Genomic DNA, 24,223 nt, shown 5'->3' with positions numbered 1-24,223 from the left:
ATCGACTACGGTGTCGCCAGCGCCCACACCGCCTACGGCGTGTGCGGCGTGAAGGTCTGGATCTTCAAGGGTGAAATTCTGGAGCACGACCCGATGGCGTCCGAACGCCGTGCGACGTCGATCTCCGAAGGTAACCAGGGTGATCGCGGCGGACGCCGGGATCGGGGCCGCGAGCGCGCAGCTTAATTCAAGCTGCCTGCCGCTCGTAACTTAAGAAAGACGAGAGAAGAACGATGCTGCAACCGAAGCGCACAAAGTTCCGCAAGCAGCACAAGGGCCGCATCCACGGCTTGTCGAAGGGGGGCACCGACCTCAACTTCGGCGCATTCGGTCTGAAGGCCATGGAGCCGGAGCGTGTTACCGCGCGTCAGATCGAAGCGGCCCGTCGTGCTATGACCCGTCACATGAAGCGTGCGGGTCGTGTATGGATCCGTATCTTCCCGGACGTTCCGGTTTCCTCGAAACCTGCCGAAGTCCGCATGGGTAAGGGTAAGGGTTCTCCGGATTACTGGGCTTGCCGCGTCAAGCCGGGCCGGATCATGTTCGAAATCGATGGTGTGTCGGAAGACATTGCGCGTGAAGCCATGCGTCTTGCCGCCGCCAAACTGCCGATCAAATGCCGCTTCGTTCAGCGTATCGGCGAGTAGGGCAGGCGAGGAGTTAGAGCCATGAAGGCTACCGATGTACGGGCTAAGACCCTCGACGAGCTCCGCAGTGAGCTCGAAGGCCTGAAGAAAGAGCAGTTCAACCTGCGCTTCCAGAGGGCTACGGGGCAGCTTGAAAACACTGCGCGTGTCCGGCAGATCCGCCGCGATATCGCGCGCATCCAGACGATCATGCGCGACAAGCGCGTGTCGGCGAACGCGTAAGGAGACGGCCATGCCGAAGCGTATCCTGCAGGGCACCGTTGTCAGCGACGCCAATGACAAGACGGTGACGGTGAATGTGGAGCGCCGCTTCACGCACCCGCTGCTGAAGAAGACTGTGCGCCGCACCAAGAAGTACCGGGCACACGACGAAAACAACCAGTACAAGGTTGGCGACACTGTTCAGATCGAAGAGTGCGCGCCGATCTCGAAAAACAAACGTTGGACCGTGGTCGCTCAGTGACCGCGCTCCATTCAGTGAGCATCAGGCGCCCGTGACCCGTGCGCCACTAGAAGAACAAGGCAGCCAGTCATGATTCAGATGCAAACAAACCTCGACGTCGCCGACAATTCCGGCGCCCGTCGTGTCATGTGCATCAAAGTGCTCGGCGGCTCCAAGCGCAAATACGCCCAGGTCGGTGACATCATTGTCGTTTCCGTCAAAGAGGCTATTCCGCGGGGCCGCGTCAAAAAGGGCGACGTGATGAAGGCTGTCGTCGTGCGCACGGCAAAGGATATCCGCCGTCCCGATGGCAGCGTGATCCGGTTCGACCGCAATGCGGCCGTGCTGGTCAACAACAACAAGGAGCCGGTCGGCACCCGTATCTTCGGACCGGTGCCGCGTGAACTCCGCGCTAAGAACCACATGAAAATCATTTCGCTCGCGCCGGAGGTGCTCTGATGGCTGCGAAAATCAAAAAAGGCGACACGGTGGTTGTTCTGACCGGCCGTGATAAGGGTAAGTCCGGCGAAGTCATCCAGATGCTGCCGGCTGACAACAAGGCCCTGGTCCGCGGCGTGAACATGGTTCGCCGTCACCAGAAGCAGTCCCAGACGCAGGAAGCTGGCATCGTGTCCAAAGAGGCGCCGATCCATCTTTCCAACATCGCATTGGCCGATCCCAAGGACGGCAAGGCGACGCGCGTCGGCTTCAAGGTGCAGGACGATGGCGTCAAGGTCCGTGTGGCCAAGCGTTCGGGAGACCTGATCGATGGCTGAGACCACTTACGTGCCGCGTCTTCGGACGCACTATGATGAAGTCGTGCGCAAGCAGCTTCAGGAAAAGTTCCAGTACCAGAACGTCATGCAGGTTCCGCAGCTGGAAAAGATCGTCCTGAACATCGGCGTCGGCGAAGCGGTTGGCGATTCCAAGAAAGCCCGTACCGCTGCTGATGACCTGGCCCTGATCGCCGGTCAGAAGCCGGTCATCACCAAGGCGAAAAAGTCCATCGCGACCTTCAAGGTTCGTGAGGGCATGCCGCTTGGTGTCAAGGTGACCCTGCGCCGCCAGCAGATGTACGAGTTCATGGACCGTCTTATCAACATCGCGCTTCCGCGCGTTCGTGACTTCCGTGGTCTGAACCCGAAGAGCTTCGACGGTCGCGGCAACTACGCCATGGGCATCAAGGAACACATCGTTTTCCCGGAAATCGAGTACGACAAGGTCGACCAGATCTGGGGTATGGATGTGATCGTCTGCACCACGGCGCCGACGGATGACGAGGCGCGCGAGCTTCTGCGCGCGTTCAACTTCCCGTTCACGAAGTAACGGGTAAGGAAGGGAACGACGATGGCGAAGAAAAGCGCAGTCGAAAAGAACAAGCGCCGCGAGAAGCTTGTAAAGAAATACGCTGAGAAGCGCGCCGCTCTGAAGGCAATGGCTAAAGACGAAAGCCTGTCCCTGGAAGAGCGCTACAATGCCCGCCTGAAGCTGGCGAAACTGCCGCGGAACTCCGCGCCGAACCGTGTTCGCAACCGTTGCGAAGTGTCCGGCCGTCCGCGCGGTTTCTACCGCAAGCTGAAGATGTCGCGTATTGCGCTTCGTGAACTGGGTTCCCTGGGCAAGATCCCGGGCCTGGTCAAGTCGAGCTGGTAAGGAGAAACTCCGATGGCAATTTCTGATCCGTTGGGGGATATGCTGACCCGGATTCGCAACGCGCAGATGCGTCGCAAGACCAAGGTCAGCTCACCAAATTCCAAATTGCGCGCACATGTACTTGATGTGCTCGCAAAAGAAGGGTACATCCGTGGCTACACCACGGTTGAATACGAGGGCGGCAAGTCCGAGTTGGAAATCGAACTGAAGTATTTCGACGGTGAGCCGGTTATCCGCACGATTGAGCGGGTTTCCAAGCCGGGCCGCCGCGTGTACTCGTCGGTGAAAAACATCCCGCATGTCTCCAATGGCCTGGGCGTGTCGATCATTTCGACTCCGCGCGGCGTCATGAGCGACCATCAGGCGCGGGAAGAAAACGTAGGTGGTGAGGTTCTTTGCCGCGTCTTCTGATGCGGCTTCCTCACTTTTAAAACAACGACAAGGTTGGTCATATGTCTCGTATTGGCAAAAAGCCAGTCCCCGTGCCAAGCGGGGTAACGGCATCGATCGACGGTCAGACGGTTAAGGTCAAGGGCCCGAAAGGCGAAAAGTCTTTCGTGCTCAATGATCTTGTTCTGGCCGAAATGACGGATGACGGTATCAAGATTGATCCGCGCAATGAATCCAAGCCCGCTCGCTCCATGTGGGGCATGAGCCGGACCATGGTTTCCAATCTGATCACGGGTGTTACCGAGGGCTTCAAGAAGGACCTCGCCATCACCGGTGTCGGTTATCGCGCACAGATCCAGGGCAAGAATCTTCAGCTGGCATTGGGTTTCTCCCACGATGTTGTCTATCCGATCCCGGAAGGCATCGATATCGTGTGCCCGAAGCCGACGGAAATCTCCATCACCGGTACCGACAAACAGCGTGTCGGCCAGGTGGCGGCTGAAATCCGCGAATTCCGCCCGCCGGAGCCCTACAAGGGCAAGGGCGTACGTTATGCTGACGAGTTCATCGTCCGCAAAGAAGGCAAGAAGAAGTAACGGACCCAGATCATGGCGAACAGCAAACAAGCTTTCGAGCGCCGCCGCGATCGCGTGCGCCGTTCGATCAAGAAAGCCGCGAACGGACGTCCGCGCCTTTCCATCTTCCGCTCGTCGAAGCAGATCTACGCCCAGATCATCGACGACGCGAAGGGGCATACGATTGCCTCTGCTTCGACGATCGAAAAGGATCTCAAGGGCAGCCTGAAAACGGGCGCCGACGTCGCAGCAGCCGCTGCCGTTGGCAAGCTTGTCGCAGAGCGTGCAGCTGCCGCTGGTGTCAAGCAGGTCGTGTTCGACCGTGGCGGGTATCAGTATCACGGGCGCGTCAAGGCGCTTGCCGATGCTGCCCGTGAAGGTGGACTTGAATTCTGACCAGCGCCCGTTGGCGCTCTTAAGAACGGAAGATTATTAAAATGGCGAGACAAGAAAATCGCGATCGCGACGAGCGAGACAGCGAATTCGTCGACAAGCTCGTTCACATCAACCGCGTTGCAAAAGTGGTCAAGGGTGGCCGCCGGTTCGGCTTTGCCGCACTCGTCGTGGTTGGTGACCAGAAGGGCCGTGTCGGCTTCGGTCATGGCAAGGCACGCGAAGTGCCGGAAGCTATCCGCAAGGCAACTGAAGCTGCAAAGCGCACGATGATCCGTGTGCCGCTGCGCGAAGGCCGGACGCTCCACCACGATGTGGAAGGCCGGCACGGTGCGGGCAAGGTGCTTCTGCGTGCTGCCCCGGCTGGTACGGGTATCATCGCAGGTGGTCCGATGCGCGCCGTCTTCGAAACGCTCGGCGTTCAGGACGTTGTGGCGAAGTCCCTTGGGACCTCGAACCCCTACAACATGGTTCGTGCAACTTTCGCTGCACTGACCAAGGAAGACAGCCCGCGCTCCGTCGCTGCCCGCCGTGGCCTCAAGGTCTCCGTGCTGCAGTCCCGGCGTCGTGACAACAACGATGAGGCGGCTCCGGCTGCCGCTGAGGCTTGACCTTGGCGGCTTCGGTCCCCAGCTGAGAGAGGGTACGTTCCATGGCGAACACCGAAAAGACTGTTACGGTCGAGCAGATCGGCAGCCCGCTGCGCCGTCCGAAGGACCAGCGCGCGACGCTTGTCGGCCTTGGCCTGAACAAGATGCACCGCCGTTCCACACTGAAGGACACCCCGGAAGTGCGCGGCATGATCAATAAGGTCCAGCATCTCGTTCGCGTCGTCGAAGACAACGCATAAGGACGGGGTGAGGAGAGAGAACATGAAGCTCAACGAACTTCGTGACAACGAAGGTGCCGTAAAGGACCGTACCCGCGTCGCACGCGGCATCGGTTCCGGCAAGGGCAAGACCGGTGGCCGTGGTGTCAAGGGTCAGAAGTCCCGTTCCGGCGTTGCGATCAAAGGCTTTGAAGGCGGTCAGATGCCGCTTCACCGCCGTCTGCCGAAGCGCGGCTTTACGAACATTTTTGCCAAGGACTACAACACCGTGTCCGTCGGTCGTGTTCAGAAGGCCATCGATGCCGGCAAGCTCAATGCTTCCGAGACGGTTACCGTCGAGGCGCTGAAGGCTGCTGGCGTCGTCAAGCGGGTCCGCGATGGCGTACGCCTCGTTGCCAACGGTGAACTCACCGCGGCAGTGACCTTTGAAGTTGCCGGCGCCTCCAAGGGTGCTCTGGCAGCTGTCGAAAAAGCGGGCGGCAAGGTTGCCGTTCTGGGAGCTCAGGCTTAACAGCCTGGGCTTTTCCCATTTGTGGGCACGTATCTGACCGGAGTAGGGCATGGCATCCGCCGCCGAGCAACTGGCGTCAAATATTAATTTTTCAGCTTTCGCCAAGGCTGAGGAACTCAAAAAGCGCATCTGGTTCACACTGGGGGCGCTTTTGGTTTATCGACTGGGCACCTATATTCCGATGCCCGGTATCAATCCCGAAGCCTTCGCGCAGGCCTTCAATCAGGCCCAGTCCGGCATTATCGGCATGTTCAACATGTTCGCCGGCGGTGCCGTCGAGCGCATGGCAATTTTTGCCCTCGGCATCATGCCGTATATTTCGGCTTCCATCATCATGCAGCTCATGACGACCGTCGTGCCGTCCCTGGAGCAAATGAAGAAGGAAGGCGAACAGGGCCGGAAGGTTATCAACCAGTACACCCGCTACGGCACCGTCATCCTGGCGGCGTTCCAGGCATACGGCATCGCCGTTGGTCTGGAAGGGGCCCAGAGCGTTGTGACCGATCCGGGCTGGTTCTTCCGCGCTTCCACGGTGATCACGCTGGTCGGCGGCACCATGTTCCTGATGTGGTTGGGTGAGCAAATCACTTCCCGCGGCATCGGTAACGGCATTTCGCTGATCATTTTCGCAGGCATTGTCGCCGGACTGCCGTCAGCGATCGTCCAGACGCTTGAACTTGGCCGTCAAGGTTCGCTTGCAACCTGGATTATCCTGGCCGTGATCGTGCTTGCCGTCGTGGTGATAGCCGTCATTGTCTTCATGGAACGGGCGCAGCGCCGTCTGCTGATCCAGTATCCGAAGCGGCAGATGGGCAACCGCATGTTCGAAGGAAATACTTCGTTCCTGCCGCTGAAGCTCAACACCGCCGGTGTGATTCCGCCGATCTTTGCCTCGTCTCTCCTGCTGGTGCCGGCAACGCTCACCAGTTTCGGTCAGGGAAGCGGCAACGAATGGCTGACTTACATCACCGCAGCTCTCGGCCATGGCCAGCCGCTGTACATGGTGTTCTATGCCAGCATGATCATCTTCTTCTGCTTCTTCTATACCGCGATCGTGTTCAACCCGACGGATACGGCCGACAATCTGAAGAAACATGGCGGCTTCATTCCGGGGATTCGTCCCGGCGAGCGTACCGCCCAATATATTGACCACGTGCTGACTCGCATCACCGTGGTCGGGGCGATTTACATCACCGTCGTTTGTCTATTACCCGAATTCCTCATTTCGGCGACCGGCGTTCCGTTCTATTTCGGTGGAACCTCATTGCTGATTGTCGTGAGCGTGACAATGGATACCGTTTCACAGATCCAGGGTCACTTGCTTGCGCACCAATATGAGGGTCTGGTGAAGAAAGCGAAACTCAGGGGGAGGCGTCGATGAGACTAATTCTGGTAGGTCCGCCAGGAGCGGGGAAGGGGACACAGGCAACGCGGCTTGTCGAGAAGTACGGTATTCCGCAACTCTCGACCGGAGATATGCTGCGTGCGGCTGTTGCGGCCCAGACCCCGGTCGGTCTCAAGGCCAAGGAAGTCATGGATGCCGGCGGCCTGGTCTCTGACGAGATCGTGGTCGGAATCATCCGGGACCGGATTTCCGAAGACGACGCCAAGAAGGGTTTCATTCTCGACGGTTTCCCGCGCACGCTTGCCCAGGCTGAAGCCCTGGACGAGATGCTGCAGGCCAACGGGCTCAAGCTGAACGCGGTTCTGGAACTGCGGGTCGACCAGACAAAACTGGTCGACCGGATTGTCAACCGGGCGGAAGAAGCCCGGGCAGCCGGCCAGCCGGTGCGCAAGGATGACGATCCGGAGGTCTTCAAGCAGAGGCTTGAAGCATACAACCGCGACACCGCAGTTGTTGTGCCCTACTACGAAAAAACCGGCCTCCTGTCGGTGATCGACGGAATGCAGTCCATAGACGAAGTCACGGCTACTATTGAAACCGTGCTGCAAGGACTTGACGAAAACGTCTAGAGCCGTTAAACGACGCGCTCTATCTTACAGTTGAGCCGGTTCCACGTGCGTGGAACCGGCATTCTCTGTGCCGGGGCTGCCCCGGCATTTTCGTAACCCGCAAGGGCCGGACTCCACCGGACGCGGGTCTTTTCCACTGCGGATCCGCCCCTTGGCGCACCGCATAACATGGAGACGAACGTGGCACGTATTGCTGGCGTTAACATCCCGACGAACAAGCGCGTTGTCATTGCGCTTCAGTACATTCACGGCATCGGCGCGAAATTCGCCCAGGAAATCATCGAAAAGAACAACATCGATGCTGCCCGCCGTGTGAACGAACTTTCCGACGCAGAAGTGCTGTCCATCCGTGAAACCATCGACCGCGACTACATCGTGGAAGGTGATCTGCGCCGTGACACCGCAATGAACATCAAGCGTCTGATGGACCTTGGCTGCTACCGCGGCCTGCGTCACCGCCGCGGCCTGCCGGTTCGCGGTCAGCGGACGCATACGAACGCACGTACCCGCAAGGGTCCGGCGAAACCGATCGCAGGTAAGAAGAAATAACGATCACCCCAGCGATTGGTGGTGGAGCTGCCGGCATTACGGCAGTGACGAGATCAAAACAAGGATAAGAGAATGGCTAAAGACACGACGCGCGTGCGTCGCCGCGAGCGCAAGAACATCTCTTCTGGCGTTGCGCATGTGAACTCCACGTTCAACAACACGATGATCACGATCACCGATGCCCAGGGCAACGCGATCTCCTGGTCTTCCGCCGGTGCACTCGGCTTCAAGGGCTCCCGTAAGTCCACGCCGTATGCTGCCCAGGTGGCTGCCGAAGATGCTGCGAAGAAAGCTGCCGAACATGGCATGCGTACCCTGGAAGTCGAAGTCCGCGGTCCGGGTTCCGGTCGTGAGTCCGCTCTGCGCGCCCTGCAGGCAGCCGGGTTCCTGATCACGTCCATCCGCGACGTGACGCCGATCCCGCACAATGGCTGCCGTCCGCGCAAGCGCCGCCGCGTCTAAGGCTTCCCGGCTTTAGGTACTTGTTTCTCCAAATGGCAAAGTATGGCCCGGTTTGAATGTGCCGGGCGGGATAGCCGAAGGGACGAAAACGTGACCATTCAAAAAAACTGGCAAGAACTGATCAAGCCGACCAAACTTGAGATCAAGCCGGGCGACGATCCGCGCTTCTTGGCGACCGTCGTTGCCGAGCCTCTCGAGCGTGGCTACGGTCTGACCTTGGGCAACGCCCTGCGCCGGATTCTGCTGTCTTCCCTTCAGGGGGCTGCGGTGACCGCGGTGCAGATCGACGGCGTTTTGCACGAGTTCTCGTCGATCCCGGGTGTCCGGGAAGATGTCACCGACATCGTGCTCAACATCAAGGAAATCGCCATCCGCATGGAAGGCGAGGGACCCAAGCGCATGGTCGTGCGCAAGCAGGGGCCGGGTGTTGTGACCGCAGGCGACATCCAGACCGTCGGCGACGTCGAAGTGCTGAACCCCGAGCTTGTGCTCTGCACGCTGGACGAGGGCGCTGAAATCCGTATGGAATTCACCGTCAACACCGGCAAAGGCTACCATTCTTCCGATCGTAACCGTCCGGAAGATGCACCGATCGGCCTGATCCCGGTCGACAGCCTTTACTCTCCGGTCAAGAAGGTCTCCTACAAGGTGGAAAACACCCGTGAAGGCCAGGTTCTTGACTATGACAAGCTGACCCTGACCGTCGAAACCGATGGTTCCGTCAAGCCGGATGATGCTGTGGCCTTCGCTGCACGCATTCTGCAGGATCAGCTCTCCATCTTCGTCAATTTCGAAGAACCGCAGCGCGAAGTCGCCGAGGACACTGTCCCGGAACTGGCATTCAACCCTGCGCTTCTGAAGAAGGTCGACGAGCTGGAACTGTCTGTCCGGTCTGCCAACTGCCTGAAGAACGACAATATCGTGTATATTGGCGATCTCATTCAGAAGACCGAAGCGGAAATGCTGCGGACCCCGAATTTCGGCCGCAAGTCGCTCAACGAGATCAAGGAAGTTCTCGCCCAGATGGGTCTCCATCTCGGCATGGAAGTCGCCAACTGGCCGCCGGAGAACATCGACGATCTCGCCAAGCGCTACGAAGACCATCAGTACTAAGGGGCGTACGCGTCCTTAAAGGATCAACCGGGCAAGTGTTCCGCAAAAGGAACCAGACTGCCTGACAGAAAAAGGAGAGGGCCATGCGCCACGGTAAATCCGGCCGCAAGCTCAACCGGACCTCTAGCCACCGCAAGGCTATGTTCGCAAACATGGCAGCGTCGCTGATCAAGCACGAACAGATCGTCACGACCCTGCCGAAGGCCAAGGAAATGAAGCCGATCATCGACAAGCTCATTACCCTGGGCAAGCGCGGTGACCTTCACGCACGCCGCCAGGCCATTTCGCAGATTCGCGATACGGCCATGGTTGCAAAGCTGTTCGAAACGCTCGGTGAACGCTACAAGGACCGCAGCGGCGGTTACTCCCGCGTTCTGAAGGCCGGCTTCCGTTACGGCGACAACGCTCCGATGGCGGTGATCGAACTGGTCGACCGTGATCCGGAAGCGCGCGGTGCCGAAGATCGCGCACGCGCGGAAGCTGAAGAAGCTGCTGAAAACGCAGCGTAAGCTTTCTGCTTCGAGCAAAATCAAAGGCGGGCATCTTGCCCGCCTTTTTTTGTTTTTGAAGCACGTTTCACACGGACTTGTGCCGTGCCGCATAGTGAAACGCCCTATTATCAATGATTTAAGAAACAAATGATTTCCTAGTTCGAGCGCCTTGTGGAGATTGGTGGGGCGGGGAGAACTATAGTGATTGGTAAATTGAATTCGGACTCGAAGAAGTTTTCGCTCTCTCTTCGACTGTCCTTTGTCATTCCGGCATTGATGATCGTTATTACCGTCGCGGCCTGTGCCGCCGTCGGTGTCATTGGCTACATGACCGGACGCGATGGCCTTCAGAAGGCTGCCGAAGCGGAACTTGGCATGGTGATTACAGCAAGGTCCGCTCTGCTTGAATCCCGGCTGCATGCCGTTGAATCCGAAACCGTCAATCTGGCGTCGAGCGTGGCTGATCCTCTGGCCAATCTCGGTAACGCCACCATGAACCTTGCCAAGGAAAAGGCCGAGATTCTCGGACTGTTTCATGCTGCTGCGACCCCCGAGGAGCGCGCGGCTGTCACCGGCAAGGAACAGAAGACAATGTATGCCTGGCGCCATTCAGAAGTGCATCCGGCGTTTTACAATGTCTGGAAGAACGGCGGCTATGCCGACATCTATCTCATGGATGCGTCCGGGCTCGTTCTCTATTCGGTGACCAAGGGCGAGGAGTTTCTTGGCAAATTCGGCGAGGGCAACTCCGCTGAAGGCACCGGGCTCGAGGCCGCTTTCAATGCCGCCAAAGGCCTTGAGGCTGGACAGATTGCCTCAACCGCATTTGAGGCCTATGGGCCGGCAGGCGATGAAAGCTCGCTGTTCCTGGCTTCTCCGGTCTTCATGGATTCCTTCGGCACGATCAGCTTCACCGGTGTTGTGGCCGTCCGTATCGACGCGAACTTCCTGAACAAGGTTGTCGCCAGCCGTGACGACCTGGGTGAAACGGGGCAGGTCTTCGTGGTCGATCAGGAAGGAACTGCCCTTTCGGACATGCCGCTTGCCGCCGATCGTACGGCGCTCGTCGAGAAGGTCAGTGCCGAGCCTGTCTTGGCAGCCATCGGCGGAAGCGACGCGGCAGGTGTCGTGACCGGCAATGATGGGGTTGATGATCTCATGGTGGCCCGCCCGATGAGTTTTCAGGGGCAGAACTGGGCGATTGTCGCGGAAAAGAGCGTGAAAGAGACACTCTCCGCAGTGACCAACATGCGCGATCAGATGTTCATATGGTCCCTGGCCACCATCGCGATTGCCGCAGTGATCGCGCTGTTTTTCTCCCGCTCGATCACGCGGCCGCTGTCGACGTTGGTCGGCGCATTGAACGCAATTGCTTCCGGTGACCTGGGAGCGGAAATCACCGCTGCCAACCGCAAGGATGAAATCGGGGACATCGGCCGGGCCGTCGTTCAGATCCGCCAGAATGCGGCGGAAGAAAACGAACGGCGCGCGGCAGAGGAAGCCGACGCCGCCCGCCTGCAGGCAGAGCAGCGTCAGGAGATGCTCGCAAGTCTTGCCGGCGAGTTCGAGGCAAAGGTCGGCACGGTTGTCGACAAGGTGGCCCACTCCGCAACGACGCTTCGCGAAGCCGCCAGCAAGATGCGTGACATGACCGATACCGCGGGCGAGACTTCCACGAATGCGGCTTCCATGTCGGAAGAAACCCTGGCGGAAGTGGAAAGCATCGCCGCTGCCTCCGATCAGCTGTCGAGTTCCATTCAGGAAATTTCGACCCTGATCGAGCGTTCGTCCAATGTGGCGGTCGCGGCGACCAAGCGGGCGGAAACCACGAACGAGACCGTGAAGTCGCTCGCGGAAGCCGCGAACCGGATCGGCGAAGTTGTCACGCTGATCAGCGATATTGCCGATCAGACCAACCTTCTGGCCCTGAACGCCACCATCGAGGCGGCCCGGGCAGGTGAAGCCGGCAAGGGATTTGCCGTCGTCGCCGCGGAGGTGAAGGAACTTGCCTCGCAGACCGGCAAGGCAACGGGCGAGATCCAGCAGCAGATCGATGCGATCCGCGATGCGACCGAGGACGCTGTAGGCGCCATCGGCGACATCCAGAAAACCATTGACGAGATCACCCAGTCGGTGAGCGACGTGGCGGCAGCCGTGACCGAGCAGAGCTATGCGACGCAGGGCATTGCGGAAAACACTCAGCGCGCGGCGGGCAACACGTCCAAGGTCACCGAAGACATCCGCAACGTGTCCTCGCTTTCCAACGACACCAACATGGCCGCCCAGAACTTCTCCGAACAGGCTGCCGACATGGCACGGGATGCGGAGCAGCTCAACAACGAGGTCAGTAGTTTCCTCACGGAAGTGCGGTCCGCCTGAGGACTTGCGACAATAGAACCAAGAGCCGCCGGGAAACCGGCGGCTTTTTGCTTTTGTGTTTGCCTCTTTTCCTCCCTATCTGCCATGTATCGCCATGAGAGATTTGAGATTCGAAACTGAGGCATCGGCTATGCGCCTGGCAGACAACCGCAAGACACGTTTTCTGGTCCGTACACTCCTGGCCGGATTGGCCGGTATCTGGGCAGTGGCCGCCACGGCACAGACGGCGGAACCGCCGACAGCGGACCTGCGGCTGGTTCCTCAGAACCAGGCCCAGATCAAGCTGTCCTTCGCCCCCATCGTCAAGGAGGTGGCGCCGGCCGTCGTCAATGTCTACGCCAGCAGGAAGGTCGTCGAACGCAGGCGCGTTTCGCCGTTCTTCGACGACCCGTTCTTCCGGCGGTTCTTCGGACAGCCCGGGCGCGGTCTGGACAAACCGAGGCAACGGGTTGAATCCTCTCTCGGTTCCGGTGTGATCATCTCGCAGGACGGGACCGTCATCACCAACCATCACGTCATCAAGGACGCCGACGAGGTCCGGGTGGCCTTGAGCGATCGGCGCGAGTTCGACGCGGATATCGTCCTGATGGACGAGCGCACGGACCTGGCGGTGCTGAAAATCCGGGGCGAGGGGCCGTTCCAGAGCGCGGACTTTGCCGATTCCGACAGTCTGGAAGTCGGCGATATCGTTCTGGCGATCGGGAACCCCTTCGGTGTCGGCCAGACGGTCACGCAGGGCATCGTGTCGGCGACGGCACGCACCCAGGTGGGGGTGACGGATTTCCAGTTTTTCATCCAGACGGATGCGGCGATCAACCCGGGGAACTCCGGTGGCGCGCTGGTGGACATGAGCGGCAAGCTGGTCGGCATCAATACCGCGATTTTTTCCCGCTCCGGCGGCTCCAACGGCATCGGCTTCGCCATTCCGGCTCACATGGCCCGTTTTGTCGCCAAGGCGGCGGACCAGGGGGGCAAGGTTCAGCGGCCCTGGCTTGGGGCAACGGTTCAGCTTGTCAATGCAGAGATCGCCGAAGCGCTTTCCCTGGATCGTCCCCGTGGTGTGCTGGTGACCGCCGTCTTCGACGGATCTCCTGCACAGGAGGCCGGTCTTCAGGTCAGTGATCTGGTGATTGCCATTGATGGCAAGGAAGTTACCGATCCCAATTCCTTCGGCTACCGGTTCGCGACCAAGATGATCGGCGAAGCAACGCATTTTCTTGTCTTGAGGGAAGGCCGGGAAGTCGAGATTCCCATTTCCCTGAAGCCGGCGCCCGAGACGGTTCCGCGGGACACGCGGGAACTGACCGAATTTTCTCCGTTCGAGGGTACGACAGTGATGAACCTGTCGCCGGCGGTCGCAGAAGAGCTGGGCCTTGAAGGCCCCTTCGAAGGGGTCGTGATTGCGGAAGTGAACCGGGGCAGCACCGGCGACAGGGTTGGGCTCAGGCCCGGAGACATTGTTCGCGGCGTCAACCGGAAGGTCATCGGATCGACAAGGGTGCTGGAAGAAATCACCCGGACGCCGCAGCGGGTCTGGCAGCTCGACATCGAGCGTGACGGCAAGGTGTCCCAGATCATCTTGCGCGGGTAGGCGGCAGTTGAGCGATCTTTTCGAAGCATCGGGGGTAGCGCAATCCGGTCCAAGGCCGCTGGCCGACCGGATGCGTCCTGCTCGTCTGGAAGACGTGGTCGGCCAGGATCACCTGCTTGGCCCCGACGGCACGCTGTCGCGCATGCTCAAGACCAGAACACTTGGCTCGCTCATCTTCTGGGGACCTCCAGGCACCGGCAAGACGACAATCGCGCGCTTGCTGGCGAACGAGACCGATCTGGCGTTCGAACAGATATCCGCGATCTTTTCCGGCGTCGCGGACCTGAAGAAGGTTTTCGAGACGGCGCGGGCCCGGCGCATGGGCGGGCGCTCGACCTTGCTTTTCGTCGACGAGATCCATCGCTTCAACCGTGCCCAGCAGGACAGTTTTCTTCCCGTGATGGAGGATGGCACGATCACGCTGGTCGGGGCGACCACGGAAAATCCGTCCTTCGAGCTGAATGCCGCCTTGTTGTCGCGCTCCCACGTCATGACCTTCCATTCGCTGTCCCTGGAGGCGATCGAGAAGCTTCTGGCGCGGGCGGAAGAGCAGGAAGGCAAAAAGCTGCCGCTCGACGAGGAGGCGCGTCAGGTGCTGATCCGGATGGCAGATGGCGACGGCAGATCGTCGCTGACGCTGGCCGAGGACGTCTGGCGGGCAGCTTCCGAGGACGAGGTCTTCGATGCGGAGCGCCTGCAGGAGATCGTGCAGCGGCGCGCGCCGATCTACGACAAGAGTGCTGACGGGCACTACAATCTGATCTCCGCCCTGCACAAGTCGGTGCGCGGGTCCGACCCGGATGCGGCACTCTATTGGTTCTGCCGCATGCTGGATGGCGGCGAGGATCCGATGTATCTGGCCCGCAGGCTGATCCGCATGGCGGTGGAGGATATCGGGCTTGCCGATCCCAACGCCCTTGTTCAGGCGAATGCGGCCAGGGATGCCTACCAGATGCTCGGCTCGCCCGAAGGCGAACTGGCACTGGCGCAGGCGGTGATTTATCTGGCAACCGCGCCGAAATCCAACGGGGCCTATGTGGCCTACAAGGCGGCGCTACGTGATGCGAAGTCCAGTGGCTCCTTGCTGCCGCCCAAACATATCCTCAATGCGCCGACCAAGCTGATGAAGCAGGAAGGCTACGGCGAGGGCTATCAATACGATCACGACGCCCCCGACGGCTTCTCCGGGCAAGATTATTTTCCAGAACAGATGGGCCGCAAGACCTACTACGATCCGCCGCAACGCGGGTTCGAGCGGGAGTTGCGGAAGCGGCTGGAATACTGGCAAAAGCTGCGCAGGGAGCGCAGCTGACGACCTTGTCATCTCTTCGTGCAAGCATTTGATCGCCGCTATGCCGCACAGCCCTTCTTGCCGGTTCCTTTGCGGCTACATAAAGAATTAGACCATTCTTTTGTGCTAGGGTCAGGACTTAACAAATCACCCTGACCCAAGGGATTCGAAGGTAACCGTTCTGGTGACTTCATGAAGGAAATCGAACTCAGACTGGCACTTGTGTTCTATGGCGGCGTGTCGCTGGCCATCTACATGCATGGCGTCAGCCGCGATGTCCTCAATCTGGTACGTGCTTCCAGTTTCCGCCTCGACAGAAAGACCAATGGTGCCGCCGAAGAGGGCGGGCAACAACTTTCCCCGGTTCAGAACGCCTTCAAGGATCTTCTCGACCTGCTTTCTCCGGTTGCCGACATCCGGGTCGTCGTGGATGCGATCGCAGGCGCCTCCGCCGGCGGGGTCAACGGCATTATGCTGGCGCGCGCCATCGCGCACGATCTGCCGCTCGACAGCCACAGCCACATGTGGCTGGAAAATGCCGATGTGACCCGCCTGTCTCGGCCGCAGGCAGGTCTTTCCCGCTACCTGAAGATGTCGATTTCGCCGGTTCTCGATCGCCTTATCTCCTCACGTCTCAACAAACGTATCGAGAGCTCCGAGACCCGTGAGAAGTTGCGCCATTTCATGCAGGCGCGCTGGTTCACGCCGCCGTTTTCCGGCGAACGGTTTATCGGATGGATGCTGGATGCGTGCCAGAAAATGGAAGTGGAGGGACGGCAGGGGCGCACGCTGATTCCGCGCGGGCAAACACTAGACCTGTTCGTGACCATCACGGATTACAACGGTGTCAAACGGCGCATTCACCTCGATGATCCTGCCTTTGTCGAGGAATGGGACCATCGGCGAATCCTGAACTTCAACGCCGTTCATCGCACACCCGGTTATGTCGACAGCCAGTTCGCGTCGGACAACATTCCCGAACTGGTCTTCGCCGCGCGGGCGACATCGTCTTTTCCCGGTGCCTTTCCCCCCGCGACCGTTGCAGAAATGGAGCGGGTTCTTGCGAGAAACAAACAGGCCTGGCCCTACCGCGATGCCTTCCTGTCCCGTGCTCTCGGGTTAACTCCGGAAACGCTCGGCCATCATTGTTTCGTGGACGGAAGCGTTGTCATGAACAAACCGTTTGCTCCGGTCATCAGCGTCATTCAGGAACAGCCGGCGGCCCGTGAAGTGGCAAGACGGCTCATCTATGTGGATCCCACGCCCGTGGAGGACACGGAGGCGGACAATGCCGTCACAGATGTTCCCGGCTTCTTCAGGGTGATGCTGGCTTCGCTTGCGCATATTCCGCGCAACGAGCCGATCGGGGATGATCTGAGGGAGCTTGAACAGAACAACCGCCGCAGCCGCTGGCTCGCCCGGCTTATCGATGCTGCGGGACCCATGGTGGAAGAGGCTGTTTCAGGGCTTTTGCCGAAGCGCAAGCCCGTAACACCGGAGATCCTGTCCAAGTGCCGGAAGGACGCGACTGTCGCGGCATTTGAGCAGGCCGGGTACGCTTTCTTGAACTACCAGTCCCTGAAACTTCATGCGCTCGCGGAAAGGCTGGCCGAATTGACGGTCAGGCTGAGTGGCATCACCGGTGCGCAGCAGCATGAAGAAGCCATTCTCGAACAGTTCTCGCGTCATTTTTCAAAGCTTACGGCGGACAGCAAGGATCAGCTTGGTCGAACCGACGCACAGGTCGTCGCAGTGCTGCGAGGCCTTGACGTCGACTACCGCATCCGGCGCCTGCGTTTCGCCATTCGCAAGTTGAACGGCTTTTATCGTACTGAAAAGGCGCGGGAACTGCCTCAGCCCTGGGCAGAGGCGCTCGATCGCCTGAAGGGAGTTCTCTACGAACAGATCGACCACCTCGGGTGGCGGTGGAACGAACGCTTTTATGGCGGAGGCGTCAGGCAGCAGGCCAAGGCGATCGTGAAGGACATGGAAGCCGGCAGAACGGGCGCAAGAGGCCGTTTCGTATCCTTGCTGGACGATTTCGCGCAGATGATGGGACTGGCGGACCTGGATCGTCTTCAGGACGAGTTGTTCGCCTCGACCGCGCGCGAGCATCTTGACAACGAACGTCATGCGACCCTGATGCAATCCTACATCGGTTTCGGTTTCTACGATCTGATCACCTTTCCTGTCCTGCAACGGAATGACTTTTCCGAAGTCACGGAGATCCTGATCGACCGCATCAGTCCGCGTGATGCCTTCAGTCTCTACACCGAAGGTTTCGACCTGAAAGGCAAGTCGCTGAACTCCTTCGGCGCATTCTTCAATCGCGCCTGGCGTGAGCACGATTATCTCTGGGGGCGTCTCAACGCCGCCGACAGGCTGGTCAGTATTGTGCTGTCTACCAAAGGCGAAGGCGCCTTGCCGCAAGCACAGGTCAATCAGGCGCGCGCCAGAATCTTCCTGGCAATACTGGAGGAGGAGCGGGACCACCTGAGCGAAATACCTGAGGAGATCGAACGGATCGACAGGCTCATCCGGTCGATCTATCCCGATTTTGCCCATATCGCGGCGGATATTTAGGAGACCAAAACGGTTTCCTGCAGTGTTTTCTTGACGCCACCTTTGTCCATTCGCTACGCACAGCAGTACGAATTCGAGGGACCCTCCCAACCGGGACGCCTGCGGGCACATATACCCGCAAGGGCCTGAACGATTTGGGGCATTGTTTTGAAGCATCTACTTCTCATCATGCTCGGCGGCGGGATCGGCGCGGGCGGGCGGCATCTGGTGTCTCTGGCGACCTTGCGGCTCTTCGGGCCGGGTCTGCCTGTTGGCACCCTCGCGGTCAACGTTGCCGGCTCTCTGGTGATGGGACTGTTTATCGGCTGGCTGGCCAGGCATGAAACGGCCGACCACCAGACGCTACGCTACTTCGTTGCGACCGGCATCCTCGGCGGGTTCACCACCTTTTCGGCCTTTTCTCTCGACACATCTGTCCTCTGGCAACGCGGCGACACGCATCTGGCGCTGGCCTATGTGGCGCTTTCCGTCATCCTGTCGATCACCGCGGTCTTCGCCGGCCTTCTGATTATGCGGCAGGTCGGATCCTAGGCCATCTTCAAGGTTTCCCTTTCATTTCAGCGCAAATCCGCCTATACGCACCGGAACGATTTTCGCCCGGCGCAGCGTTGACCGGGCATTGAGGGTTTGCACGGCAGGATGCACCGGCAACCGGGTTTGAGAAAAAATGTCCGCGATTGAACAGAAAAAAGTGACCGCCGACGAGGCGGGCATGCGCCTGGACCGTTGGTTCAAGGCCCATTATCCGGGTCTCGGCTTCGGCCGCCTGCAGAAACTGCTGCGCACGGGGCAGGTGCGTGTGGACGGCAAGCGCGCGGAAGCCAACACGCGGATTGCCAAGGGGCAGATGGTCCGTATTCCGCCGCTCGGTGTCGAATTGCCGGCGGACGACAAGAAGAACGCCAGACCCAAGTCGACCAAGCTGATCGCCGATGACCGCAAGGCCATCGAGGACATGCTTTTGTTCGAGGACAATCAGGTGATGGTCCTCAACAAACCGGCCGGTCTTGCGGTGCAGGGCGGATCGGGCCTGAAGCGGCACCTGGACGGCATGCTGGAGGCTTTCACCGACCGGAAGGGCAACAAACCGCGTCTGGTGCACCGGCTCGACCGGGAAACCTCGGGTATCATTCTGGTCGCGCGGACCCGCCAGGCGGCCCAGGAACTCACCAAGGCCTTCCGTCACCGCAACACCCGCAAGATCTACTGGGCGATCCTGGCCGGCGTTCCCAAGCCGTTTCAGGGGCGGATTTCGACCTTCCTTGCCAGAAACGAGGGCGAGGAACGCATGCAGATCGTGCGCCAGGGCGAAGACGATGCGCAACATGCGGTGTCGCTCTATTCGGTTTTCGAAAAATCGGGTCAGAAACTGTCCTGGGTCACCATGAAGCCGGTCACCGGCCGCACGCACCAGCTCAGGGCCCATGCGGCGCATATCGGTCACCCGATCATCGGCGACGACAAGTATTTCAACATCGAGAACTGGGAACTGCCGGGCGGCATCCAGAACCGGCTGCATCTGCTTGCCCGCCGGATCGTCATTCCGCATCCCTCAGGTCACGGCCAGATCGACGTCTCGGCACCGCTGCCGCCGCACATGCAGCAGACTTGGAACCTGCTGGGCTTTGATGCGACGGATTACGACCCGGAAGTCGACGATCCGGACGAGACGCTGATCAAGCGGTAAATTGCCCCATCAGAGCTGGCGACATCCGTCCACGGTGTGCAGCACCAGATTGAACCCTTCCTCCTTTTCCGGAGGCTGGAAATAGCTCGAGATCTGGTCGAACGCCGCTTCGGATACGGAAAACTCATGTTCCCCGGAAGCGTTGCGCCGCCGAAGCCGGGCCTTGCAGACCTCATCCGGCACGTCGAAGACATGCAACTGGTGGTCCGAGCCGGCCGCCTCGAACAGCTGCCGCATCCACAGCCTGTTTTTGCGGGTGTTCGCCGGCCAGTCGAGCACGACGGAAAGGCCCGCTTGCAGCAGGTCGATGACATGTGGGGTAATCGTGCGTCTCAGGTGCGCCGAATACCGGACGTAATCAGGCAGTGACGTCAGCTCGTCACCGAACAAACCGGAAAGCCAGAAGTCTTCGCGCAGCAGTATGGTGCCGGGCTCGTCCGCCAGCGCTTTCGCCAAAGTTGACTTGCCGGAAGCGGCCTTTCCGCAAAACAGATGAAGTATCGGCCGTGATTGCATTTCAAAACATCCATGACACGAAATAGCCGGCTGAAAAACGCAGGGGCCGGGAACTGAGGTTAAAACCCACGGAAAAGGGCCGTCAGGATCACCGATACGAAGACGATTCCGCCAACACCCGCAACGAGTTTCCAGGCGTCGGACCGCTTCTTCAGTCCCGGCCAGCCGAGCGGTTTGATCACCTGGATCGCGGCGATCAGAAGCAGCAGCAGCATGAGGATCTTGATCAAGGAAATGCTCCGGCGGGGCAGGGAGGGCTGTACCCAAGCGGGATAGCCAATCTGTCCGCCGGCCGCAAGTCCGTTTAAGCGCCGCGGCTCTTCTGATATTTTGCCATGTATGTCGGCAACTTGTTCATGGAGGGCACCACGATGAGGGTTTTGACCTTGCCGGTTTTAAAGGCCTTCAGAAACTTGTCGTAATCCTTGAAGGCGACACAGCCATGGGACCCGATGGAGCGGCGCAGGAGGCGCGTGTGCGTCAGCATGCCATCCCGGCCCTTCATGGCAGCGTGGTCCAGCGGCAACATCCGGATGGCTTCCACACCGTGAAAACGTCTTTCGCGCATGCGCAGCTTGTAGACATTCGGCGGTGTCGGGCCGTAGTTCTTCACATAGGCGTATTTGGGATTGTCCATCCTGTGCCCGATGCCGGAATGGGCTTCCAGCTTGGTGCCGTCGGGCATGTGAACGGTTGCGGCGCTGATGTCATAGACAGCCACCTTGCTACCGGCGCCGGGAAGGCCGTCCTTGCCATTCCCGAAAAGCTTGCCGATGCCGCTGAAAACGCCGTCATCATCCTTTTCCGGGGTGCCGGGCGTGGCATATGCCAGGACAGGCGATGCCTGCTCGGGCTTTGCCTCGACGGGTTTGCGCGCGGTAACGGTCGGTTCCGGCCTTGCGGATCGGGCCTGCTGCGGAAGATCGGGTTTGGCATCCGGCATTCGCGGCACGATGGCGCCGGGCTTGACGGGAGCCTCGGCCCGCGCAACGGACCGTACGACAGGTTGCTCGAGCGCGGCAACGGTGACAGGCTCGGAAACCGCCTTGGCATCGGGAGAGGGGGTGTTTGCAATCGCCTTGCCCGCCACTGTGATTTCAGGAGCGGTTGCGGGCATTTGCGCAGATTGAGCTGCCAGCAGGACGCGGGCAAGCTTGAGGCTTGCAAGCTTGGCGGCGAGTTTCTTTTTGGCGGCCGCCTCTGCCGCCGCGCTTCTTTCCGCGGCTATGCGCCGTTCTGCCGCCAGTTTGGCTTCTCGTCTTTCCGTTTCTGCCGCAGAACCCGAAACCGGCAGGCTTGCCACAGGCGGTGGGGAAGCGGACGCGGGTTTTGCCGGGGCGGCTTTTGCCTGAACTCCTTCGGACAGGGAGGCAGTCGACAAGTCCGGAGCAGCGATCCGCGCTTGCGGGCCGGAAGCCGAACCTGAAAGCGGCAGAGCCGTGTCCCTGGCCTGAAAGGCAGCGAACTCGGGGAGTTTGAGGTCCGGTCCCATCAGTGTGGTGGCCACTGCCAAGCCCGAAATCAGAAGCGTTGCTCCTGCCAGGGCCAAATAGAGCACCCGTTCTTTCCTCTTGGCGGCTCTGTGCCCCTTCCGGTTCAAGCGCTGTTCTTCATGCTGCATTCAGGCAAAACCACTCTAATGCCCGCAGCCTCGTCAGCCGCGGTCCAATATCCGTATTTCTTGGTGACAAACTGCCCCAAACCTTGATGCCCACCCGCACGCTCAAGTATCCGCAAACATGGTAACCAACCCGTTTACAGGCCCGGGCGCGACCGATCAGGTGACCGGGGACCACTCTAGAGAGGCAGAAATCGGGCGTTTTTGCGATTTTGACGATATCCAAAGATAGGTGGTCGATTTGTCGCGGCCTGTGGATCATTTCTGGAAAGAGGTGGGCTTGATGTTTTTGCGGAGAGTGTGGGGAACGGATTCGACTATTTCGACCTTGACCTCATCTTTCCTTGACCCGGCGGGCAAAACCCGGCACATGCGACTTCTCTGCGGATGCCCGTTCCGGAAGGCACTTCATGTATCTGATCATTTTTGATGTCGATGGCACTCTGGTCGACAGTCAGAACACCATCCTGCACGGCCTCCAGGTGGGCTTCGAGGCCGCCGGTCTGCCGATGCCGGACCGCCAGACCGCGCTTTCGATCGTTGGCCGGTCGCTCGAAGAAGCTTTCCGGGATCTTGTCGGGCCGGATCACCTGGAAAAAGCCCCGCTCATGGCGGAAGCCTACCGGCAGTCGAAGATTTCAAGACGCGGTCAGGGCCTTGACATCGACCCGCTTTATCCCGGAGCGCGAGAGGCGATCGACCGGCTTCACGCACGGGACGAAGTTCTATTGGGAATTGCCACCGGCAAGGCAATGCGCGGTGTCCGGCACATGCAGGAAACCCATGATCTGCACGACCGGTTCGTGACAATCCAGACAGCGGATACCTCGCCTTCCAAACCGCACCCGGACATGATCCTGCGGGCCATGTCGGAAACCGGCGTGGAACCGGCAAGAACGCTGATGATCGGCGATACGGGTTTCGACATGGCGATGGCCAAGGCCGCCGGGGTGCATGCGCTTGGTGTGACATGGGGCTACCACGATCACGCACGCCTTGCCGCCGAGGGGGCGGACAAGATCATTCACAGCTTTGACGAACTGGAACGGGCACTGTCCGATTTTCTAAAATACGACGAGGAAACAGTCTGATGCGCGACTTTCTTGAAGTTTTGCACGAAGATGCTGCAAAGGATCCCGAGCAGCGCGCACGAGAACTATCCCGGCGCGAACTGCCCAAGCGGTTCTACGAGAAGGCCACCTACGCGGAAATCGACTGCGGCTTTGCCATCCATCTGGACGGCCGGCCCGTCAAGACGCCCGGCAAGGCGACCCTGATGCTTCCGGGCGAAGCGCTTGGTGCGGCCGTTGCCGCCGAGTGGAATGCGCAGGAAAAGGTCATCAATCCGGCAACCATGCCGTTGACGCGGATTGCCAACTCCGCACAGGACGCGGTCTCCGTCCGGTTCGATGAAGTGGCGGACGATATCACCCGCTTCGCAGGCAATGACGCGCTATGCTACCGCGCCGACGATCCCGAGAGCCTGATTGAGACCCAGCGTCAGCTCTGGGACCCGGTGGTCGATTGGGCAGGCGATCTGCTGGGCGGACGTTTTGTGCTGATCGAGGGCCTCATTCATGCGGCCCAGCCGGACAGCCTGTTGACAGCGTTCCGGAACCGGGTCGGCAAGGAAACGCCGCTGCGCCTTGCCGCGCTTCACACTATTACCAGCCTGACCGGTTCCGCGCTTCTGGCACTGGCCTTGCTGGAAGAACGTCTCGATGCCGACAGCGTCTGGAAAGCCGCGCATGTGGAAGAGGACTTCAACATCGAACGCTGGGGCGAAGACGCCGAGGCCGCCCAGATCCGCGCCTACAAACGTACCGAATTCGACGCGGCGGTGCTGATCCTGCGCGAGGGGTGAGGCCGCTATCTTGGCAGTGAGAGCCTGAAAATTTCTTGGCGCTGGCAGAACTTCAAGCGAACTCTGAGGTTACTGGCCCCTGCCTGTGCAGGGGGCTAGTAACCACTGCAGGGTGGATGGTAGTTGAGTTTTCTGGAGCTAACAATCATTGCGCGAAAAGCTTGTACTCATACTCACCCCAGATAGAACGTCGTCGCCATCAGGAAGAAGATGAGTACGCCGAGCACGTCGTTCGACGAGGTGATGAAGACGCCGATGGCCATGGCGGGGTCGATGCCGATCTTGTCCAGCAGGATGGGAACGGTTGCACCGACCATGGCGGCGAGAGTGGTGACGCATAAGAGGGACAGCGAGGTTGCCAGGGCAAGGCGCAACGGTGCTTCCAGGGGAACAAGCAGGGATGCTGTAAGGACCAGCAGGCCCAGCAGTGTTCCGGCAATCGCACCGTTAAAGAGGGCGGCGATGAGTTCCTTGGTCAGACGGTAGAAAATATCGCCGGACCAGAGCGCTCCGGTGGCGATGCCCTGAACGGCCACGGCGGACGCCTGCAGGCCGGCGTTGCCGGCCATCGACATGGTGACCGGAATGAAGGCTGCCAGAATGGCGGCTTCCGCGAGCTGGTCTTCGTACGAGCCGACCACGGTGGCGGCGATGCTGGCACCGAC

General features: G+C 59.8%; 31 protein-coding genes and 1 pseudogene. 28 read left to right on the top strand and 4 right to left on the bottom strand.

All coding sequences use genetic code 11. The features are described 5' to 3' along the window. From ACQY7U_RS09000 to ACQY7U_RS08875, 26 genes and pseudogenes are all read left to right on the top strand, one after another. Nucleotides 1-186 (top strand): annotated as a pseudogene (locus ACQY7U_RS09000) (30S ribosomal protein S3); the annotation flags it as partial. Nucleotides 187-233: 47 nt separating this feature from the next. Next, nucleotides 234-647, top strand: a complete 414-nt coding sequence (rplP, locus tag ACQY7U_RS08995) for a 50S ribosomal protein L16 (RefSeq protein ID WP_428643645.1) — start codon at nt 234-236, stop codon at nt 645-647. Nucleotides 648-668: 21 nt separating this feature from the next. Then, nucleotides 669-869, top strand: a complete 201-nt coding sequence (gene rpmC, locus ACQY7U_RS08990) for a 50S ribosomal protein L29 (protein ID WP_428643643.1) — start codon at nt 669-671, stop codon at nt 867-869. 10 nt (nt 870-879) lie between these two features. Then, nucleotides 880-1,110 carry a 30S ribosomal protein S17 gene (gene rpsQ, locus ACQY7U_RS08985; RefSeq protein WP_428643642.1) on the top strand — a complete coding sequence of 77 codons (231 nt, stop codon included), beginning with the start codon at nt 880-882 and terminating at the stop codon, nt 1,108-1,110. Between the two features lie 69 nt (nt 1,111-1,179). Next, nucleotides 1,180-1,548, top strand: coding sequence for a 50S ribosomal protein L14 (rplN, locus tag ACQY7U_RS08980; RefSeq protein ID WP_008191626.1), 369 nt, complete (start codon nt 1,180-1,182; stop codon nt 1,546-1,548). Continuing rightward, entirely contained in the window at nt 1,548-1,865 is a 318-nt protein-coding gene (gene rplX / locus ACQY7U_RS08975) for a 50S ribosomal protein L24 (RefSeq protein ID WP_428643640.1), read from the top strand. The genes rplN and rplX overlap by 1 nt, the downstream gene beginning before the upstream one ends. Continuing rightward, nucleotides 1,858-2,415, top strand: a complete 558-nt coding sequence (rplE, locus tag ACQY7U_RS08970) for a 50S ribosomal protein L5 (protein WP_428643639.1) — start codon at nt 1,858-1,860, stop codon at nt 2,413-2,415. Before rplX ends, rplE begins: the two co-directional genes overlap by 8 nt. 21 nt (nt 2,416-2,436) lie before the next feature. Then, the gene (gene rpsN / locus ACQY7U_RS08965) at nt 2,437-2,742 is read left to right on the top strand and encodes a 30S ribosomal protein S14 (RefSeq protein WP_094071091.1); all 306 of its coding nucleotides are present in this window, start codon (nt 2,437-2,439) and stop codon (nt 2,740-2,742) included. A gap of 12 nt (nt 2,743-2,754) precedes the next feature. Continuing rightward, nucleotides 2,755-3,153 carry a 30S ribosomal protein S8 gene (rpsH, locus tag ACQY7U_RS08960; protein ID WP_428643637.1) on the top strand — a complete coding sequence of 133 codons (399 nt, stop codon included), beginning with the start codon at nt 2,755-2,757 and terminating at the stop codon, nt 3,151-3,153. A gap of 41 nt (nt 3,154-3,194) precedes the next feature. Further along, nucleotides 3,195-3,728, top strand: coding sequence for a 50S ribosomal protein L6 (gene rplF / locus ACQY7U_RS08955; RefSeq protein WP_428643636.1), 534 nt, complete (start codon nt 3,195-3,197; stop codon nt 3,726-3,728). Nucleotides 3,729-3,740: 12 nt separating this feature from the next. Next, entirely contained in the window at nt 3,741-4,103 is a 363-nt protein-coding gene (gene rplR / locus ACQY7U_RS08950; RefSeq protein ID WP_428643634.1) for a 50S ribosomal protein L18, read from the top strand. 41 nt (nt 4,104-4,144) lie between these two features. Next, on the top strand, nt 4,145-4,711 hold the full coding sequence (rpsE, locus tag ACQY7U_RS08945) for a 30S ribosomal protein S5 (RefSeq protein ID WP_298820219.1): 567 nt from the start codon (nt 4,145-4,147) through the stop codon (nt 4,709-4,711). A gap of 41 nt (nt 4,712-4,752) precedes the next feature. Then, nucleotides 4,753-4,950 (top strand): 50S ribosomal protein L30, encoded by a 198-nt coding sequence (gene rpmD / locus ACQY7U_RS08940; RefSeq protein ID WP_006936433.1) that lies wholly within the window; start codon nt 4,753-4,755, stop codon nt 4,948-4,950. A 22-nt stretch (nt 4,951-4,972) separates the two neighbouring features. Then, nucleotides 4,973-5,440 (top strand): 50S ribosomal protein L15, encoded by a 468-nt coding sequence (gene rplO, locus ACQY7U_RS08935; RefSeq protein ID WP_428643632.1) that lies wholly within the window; start codon nt 4,973-4,975, stop codon nt 5,438-5,440. A 49-nt stretch (nt 5,441-5,489) separates the two neighbouring features. Then, complete coding sequence (gene secY, locus ACQY7U_RS08930) at nt 5,490-6,821, top strand: preprotein translocase subunit SecY (protein WP_428643630.1); 1,332 nt, start codon at nt 5,490-5,492, stop codon at nt 6,819-6,821. After that, the gene (locus tag ACQY7U_RS08925; RefSeq protein ID WP_428643627.1) at nt 6,818-7,414 is read left to right on the top strand and encodes an adenylate kinase; all 597 of its coding nucleotides are present in this window, start codon (nt 6,818-6,820) and stop codon (nt 7,412-7,414) included. Before secY ends, ACQY7U_RS08925 begins: the two co-directional genes overlap by 4 nt. Before the next feature lie 180 nt (nt 7,415-7,594). Next, on the top strand, nt 7,595-7,963 hold the full coding sequence (rpsM, locus tag ACQY7U_RS08920) for a 30S ribosomal protein S13 (RefSeq protein ID WP_428643626.1): 369 nt from the start codon (nt 7,595-7,597) through the stop codon (nt 7,961-7,963). Between the two features lie 72 nt (nt 7,964-8,035). Further along, nucleotides 8,036-8,425 carry a 30S ribosomal protein S11 gene (rpsK, locus tag ACQY7U_RS08915; RefSeq protein ID WP_006936427.1) on the top strand — a complete coding sequence of 130 codons (390 nt, stop codon included), beginning with the start codon at nt 8,036-8,038 and terminating at the stop codon, nt 8,423-8,425. 42 nt (nt 8,426-8,467) lie between these two features. Continuing rightward, nucleotides 8,468-9,538 (top strand): DNA-directed RNA polymerase subunit alpha, encoded by a 1,071-nt coding sequence (locus ACQY7U_RS08910; RefSeq protein WP_428643624.1) that lies wholly within the window; start codon nt 8,468-8,470, stop codon nt 9,536-9,538. An 83-nt stretch (nt 9,539-9,621) separates the two neighbouring features. After that, nucleotides 9,622-10,047, top strand: coding sequence for a 50S ribosomal protein L17 (rplQ, locus tag ACQY7U_RS08905; RefSeq protein ID WP_428643623.1), 426 nt, complete (start codon nt 9,622-9,624; stop codon nt 10,045-10,047). Nucleotides 10,048-10,230: 183 nt separating this feature from the next. Beyond that, a complete protein-coding gene (locus ACQY7U_RS08900; RefSeq protein ID WP_428643621.1) occupies nt 10,231-12,408 on the top strand; it encodes a methyl-accepting chemotaxis protein in 2,178 nt (725 codons plus the stop codon). A 130-nt stretch (nt 12,409-12,538) separates the two neighbouring features. Then, nucleotides 12,539-13,999, top strand: coding sequence for a Do family serine endopeptidase (locus ACQY7U_RS08895; protein ID WP_428643620.1), 1,461 nt, complete (start codon nt 12,539-12,541; stop codon nt 13,997-13,999). Between the two features lie 7 nt (nt 14,000-14,006). Then, on the top strand, nt 14,007-15,311 hold the full coding sequence (locus ACQY7U_RS08890) for a replication-associated recombination protein A (protein ID WP_428643618.1): 1,305 nt from the start codon (nt 14,007-14,009) through the stop codon (nt 15,309-15,311). A gap of 171 nt (nt 15,312-15,482) precedes the next feature. Next, the gene (locus tag ACQY7U_RS08885; protein WP_428643617.1) at nt 15,483-17,873 is read left to right on the top strand and encodes a patatin-like protein; all 2,391 of its coding nucleotides are present in this window, start codon (nt 15,483-15,485) and stop codon (nt 17,871-17,873) included. Nucleotides 17,874-18,020: 147 nt separating this feature from the next. Further along, complete coding sequence (gene crcB / locus ACQY7U_RS08880; RefSeq protein WP_428643616.1) at nt 18,021-18,404, top strand: fluoride efflux transporter CrcB; 384 nt, start codon at nt 18,021-18,023, stop codon at nt 18,402-18,404. Between the two features lie 136 nt (nt 18,405-18,540). Continuing rightward, nucleotides 18,541-19,560, top strand: coding sequence for an RluA family pseudouridine synthase (locus ACQY7U_RS08875; RefSeq protein ID WP_428643615.1), 1,020 nt, complete (start codon nt 18,541-18,543; stop codon nt 19,558-19,560). A 9-nt stretch (nt 19,561-19,569) separates the two neighbouring features. Here the strand turns inward: ACQY7U_RS08875 and ACQY7U_RS08870 are convergent, their stop codons facing one another. The 3 genes from ACQY7U_RS08870 to ACQY7U_RS08860 form a co-directional block, all read right to left on the bottom strand. Next, complete coding sequence (locus tag ACQY7U_RS08870; RefSeq protein ID WP_428643613.1) at nt 19,570-20,076, bottom strand: AAA family ATPase; 507 nt, start codon at nt 20,074-20,076, stop codon at nt 19,570-19,572. Between the two features lie 59 nt (nt 20,077-20,135). After that, nucleotides 20,136-20,306: a hypothetical protein gene (locus ACQY7U_RS08865; RefSeq protein WP_428643611.1), complete on the bottom strand. Its 171-nt coding sequence runs from the start codon at nt 20,304-20,306 to the stop codon at nt 20,136-20,138. A 74-nt stretch (nt 20,307-20,380) separates the two neighbouring features. Continuing rightward, nucleotides 20,381-21,634: a tlde1 domain-containing protein gene (locus ACQY7U_RS08860; RefSeq protein WP_428643608.1), complete on the bottom strand. Its 1,254-nt coding sequence runs from the start codon at nt 21,632-21,634 to the stop codon at nt 20,381-20,383. A 470-nt stretch (nt 21,635-22,104) separates the two neighbouring features. Here ACQY7U_RS08860 and ACQY7U_RS08855 point away from each other — a divergent pair, with 470 nt between their 5' ends. Further along, on the top strand, nt 22,105-22,785 hold the full coding sequence (locus tag ACQY7U_RS08855; protein ID WP_428643606.1) for an HAD-IA family hydrolase: 681 nt from the start codon (nt 22,105-22,107) through the stop codon (nt 22,783-22,785). Then, nucleotides 22,785-23,558, top strand: a complete 774-nt coding sequence (locus tag ACQY7U_RS08850) for an ATP12 family chaperone protein (protein ID WP_428643604.1) — start codon at nt 22,785-22,787, stop codon at nt 23,556-23,558. The genes ACQY7U_RS08855 and ACQY7U_RS08850 overlap by 1 nt, the downstream gene beginning before the upstream one ends. Nucleotides 23,559-23,731: 173 nt before the next feature. Here ACQY7U_RS08850 and ACQY7U_RS08845 read toward each other — a convergent pair. Further along, nucleotides 23,732-24,223: magnesium transporter (locus tag ACQY7U_RS08845; RefSeq protein WP_428643601.1), on the bottom strand; the 492-nt coding region annotated here is incomplete at its 5' end.

It is taken from the genome of Roseibium sp. (assembly GCF_050301095.1).
Lineage (GTDB): Bacteria > Pseudomonadota > Alphaproteobacteria > Rhizobiales > Stappiaceae > Roseibium.
The sequence above is the reverse complement of the archived record's forward strand: the minus strand, read 5'-3'. Positions and strand labels throughout refer to the sequence as shown.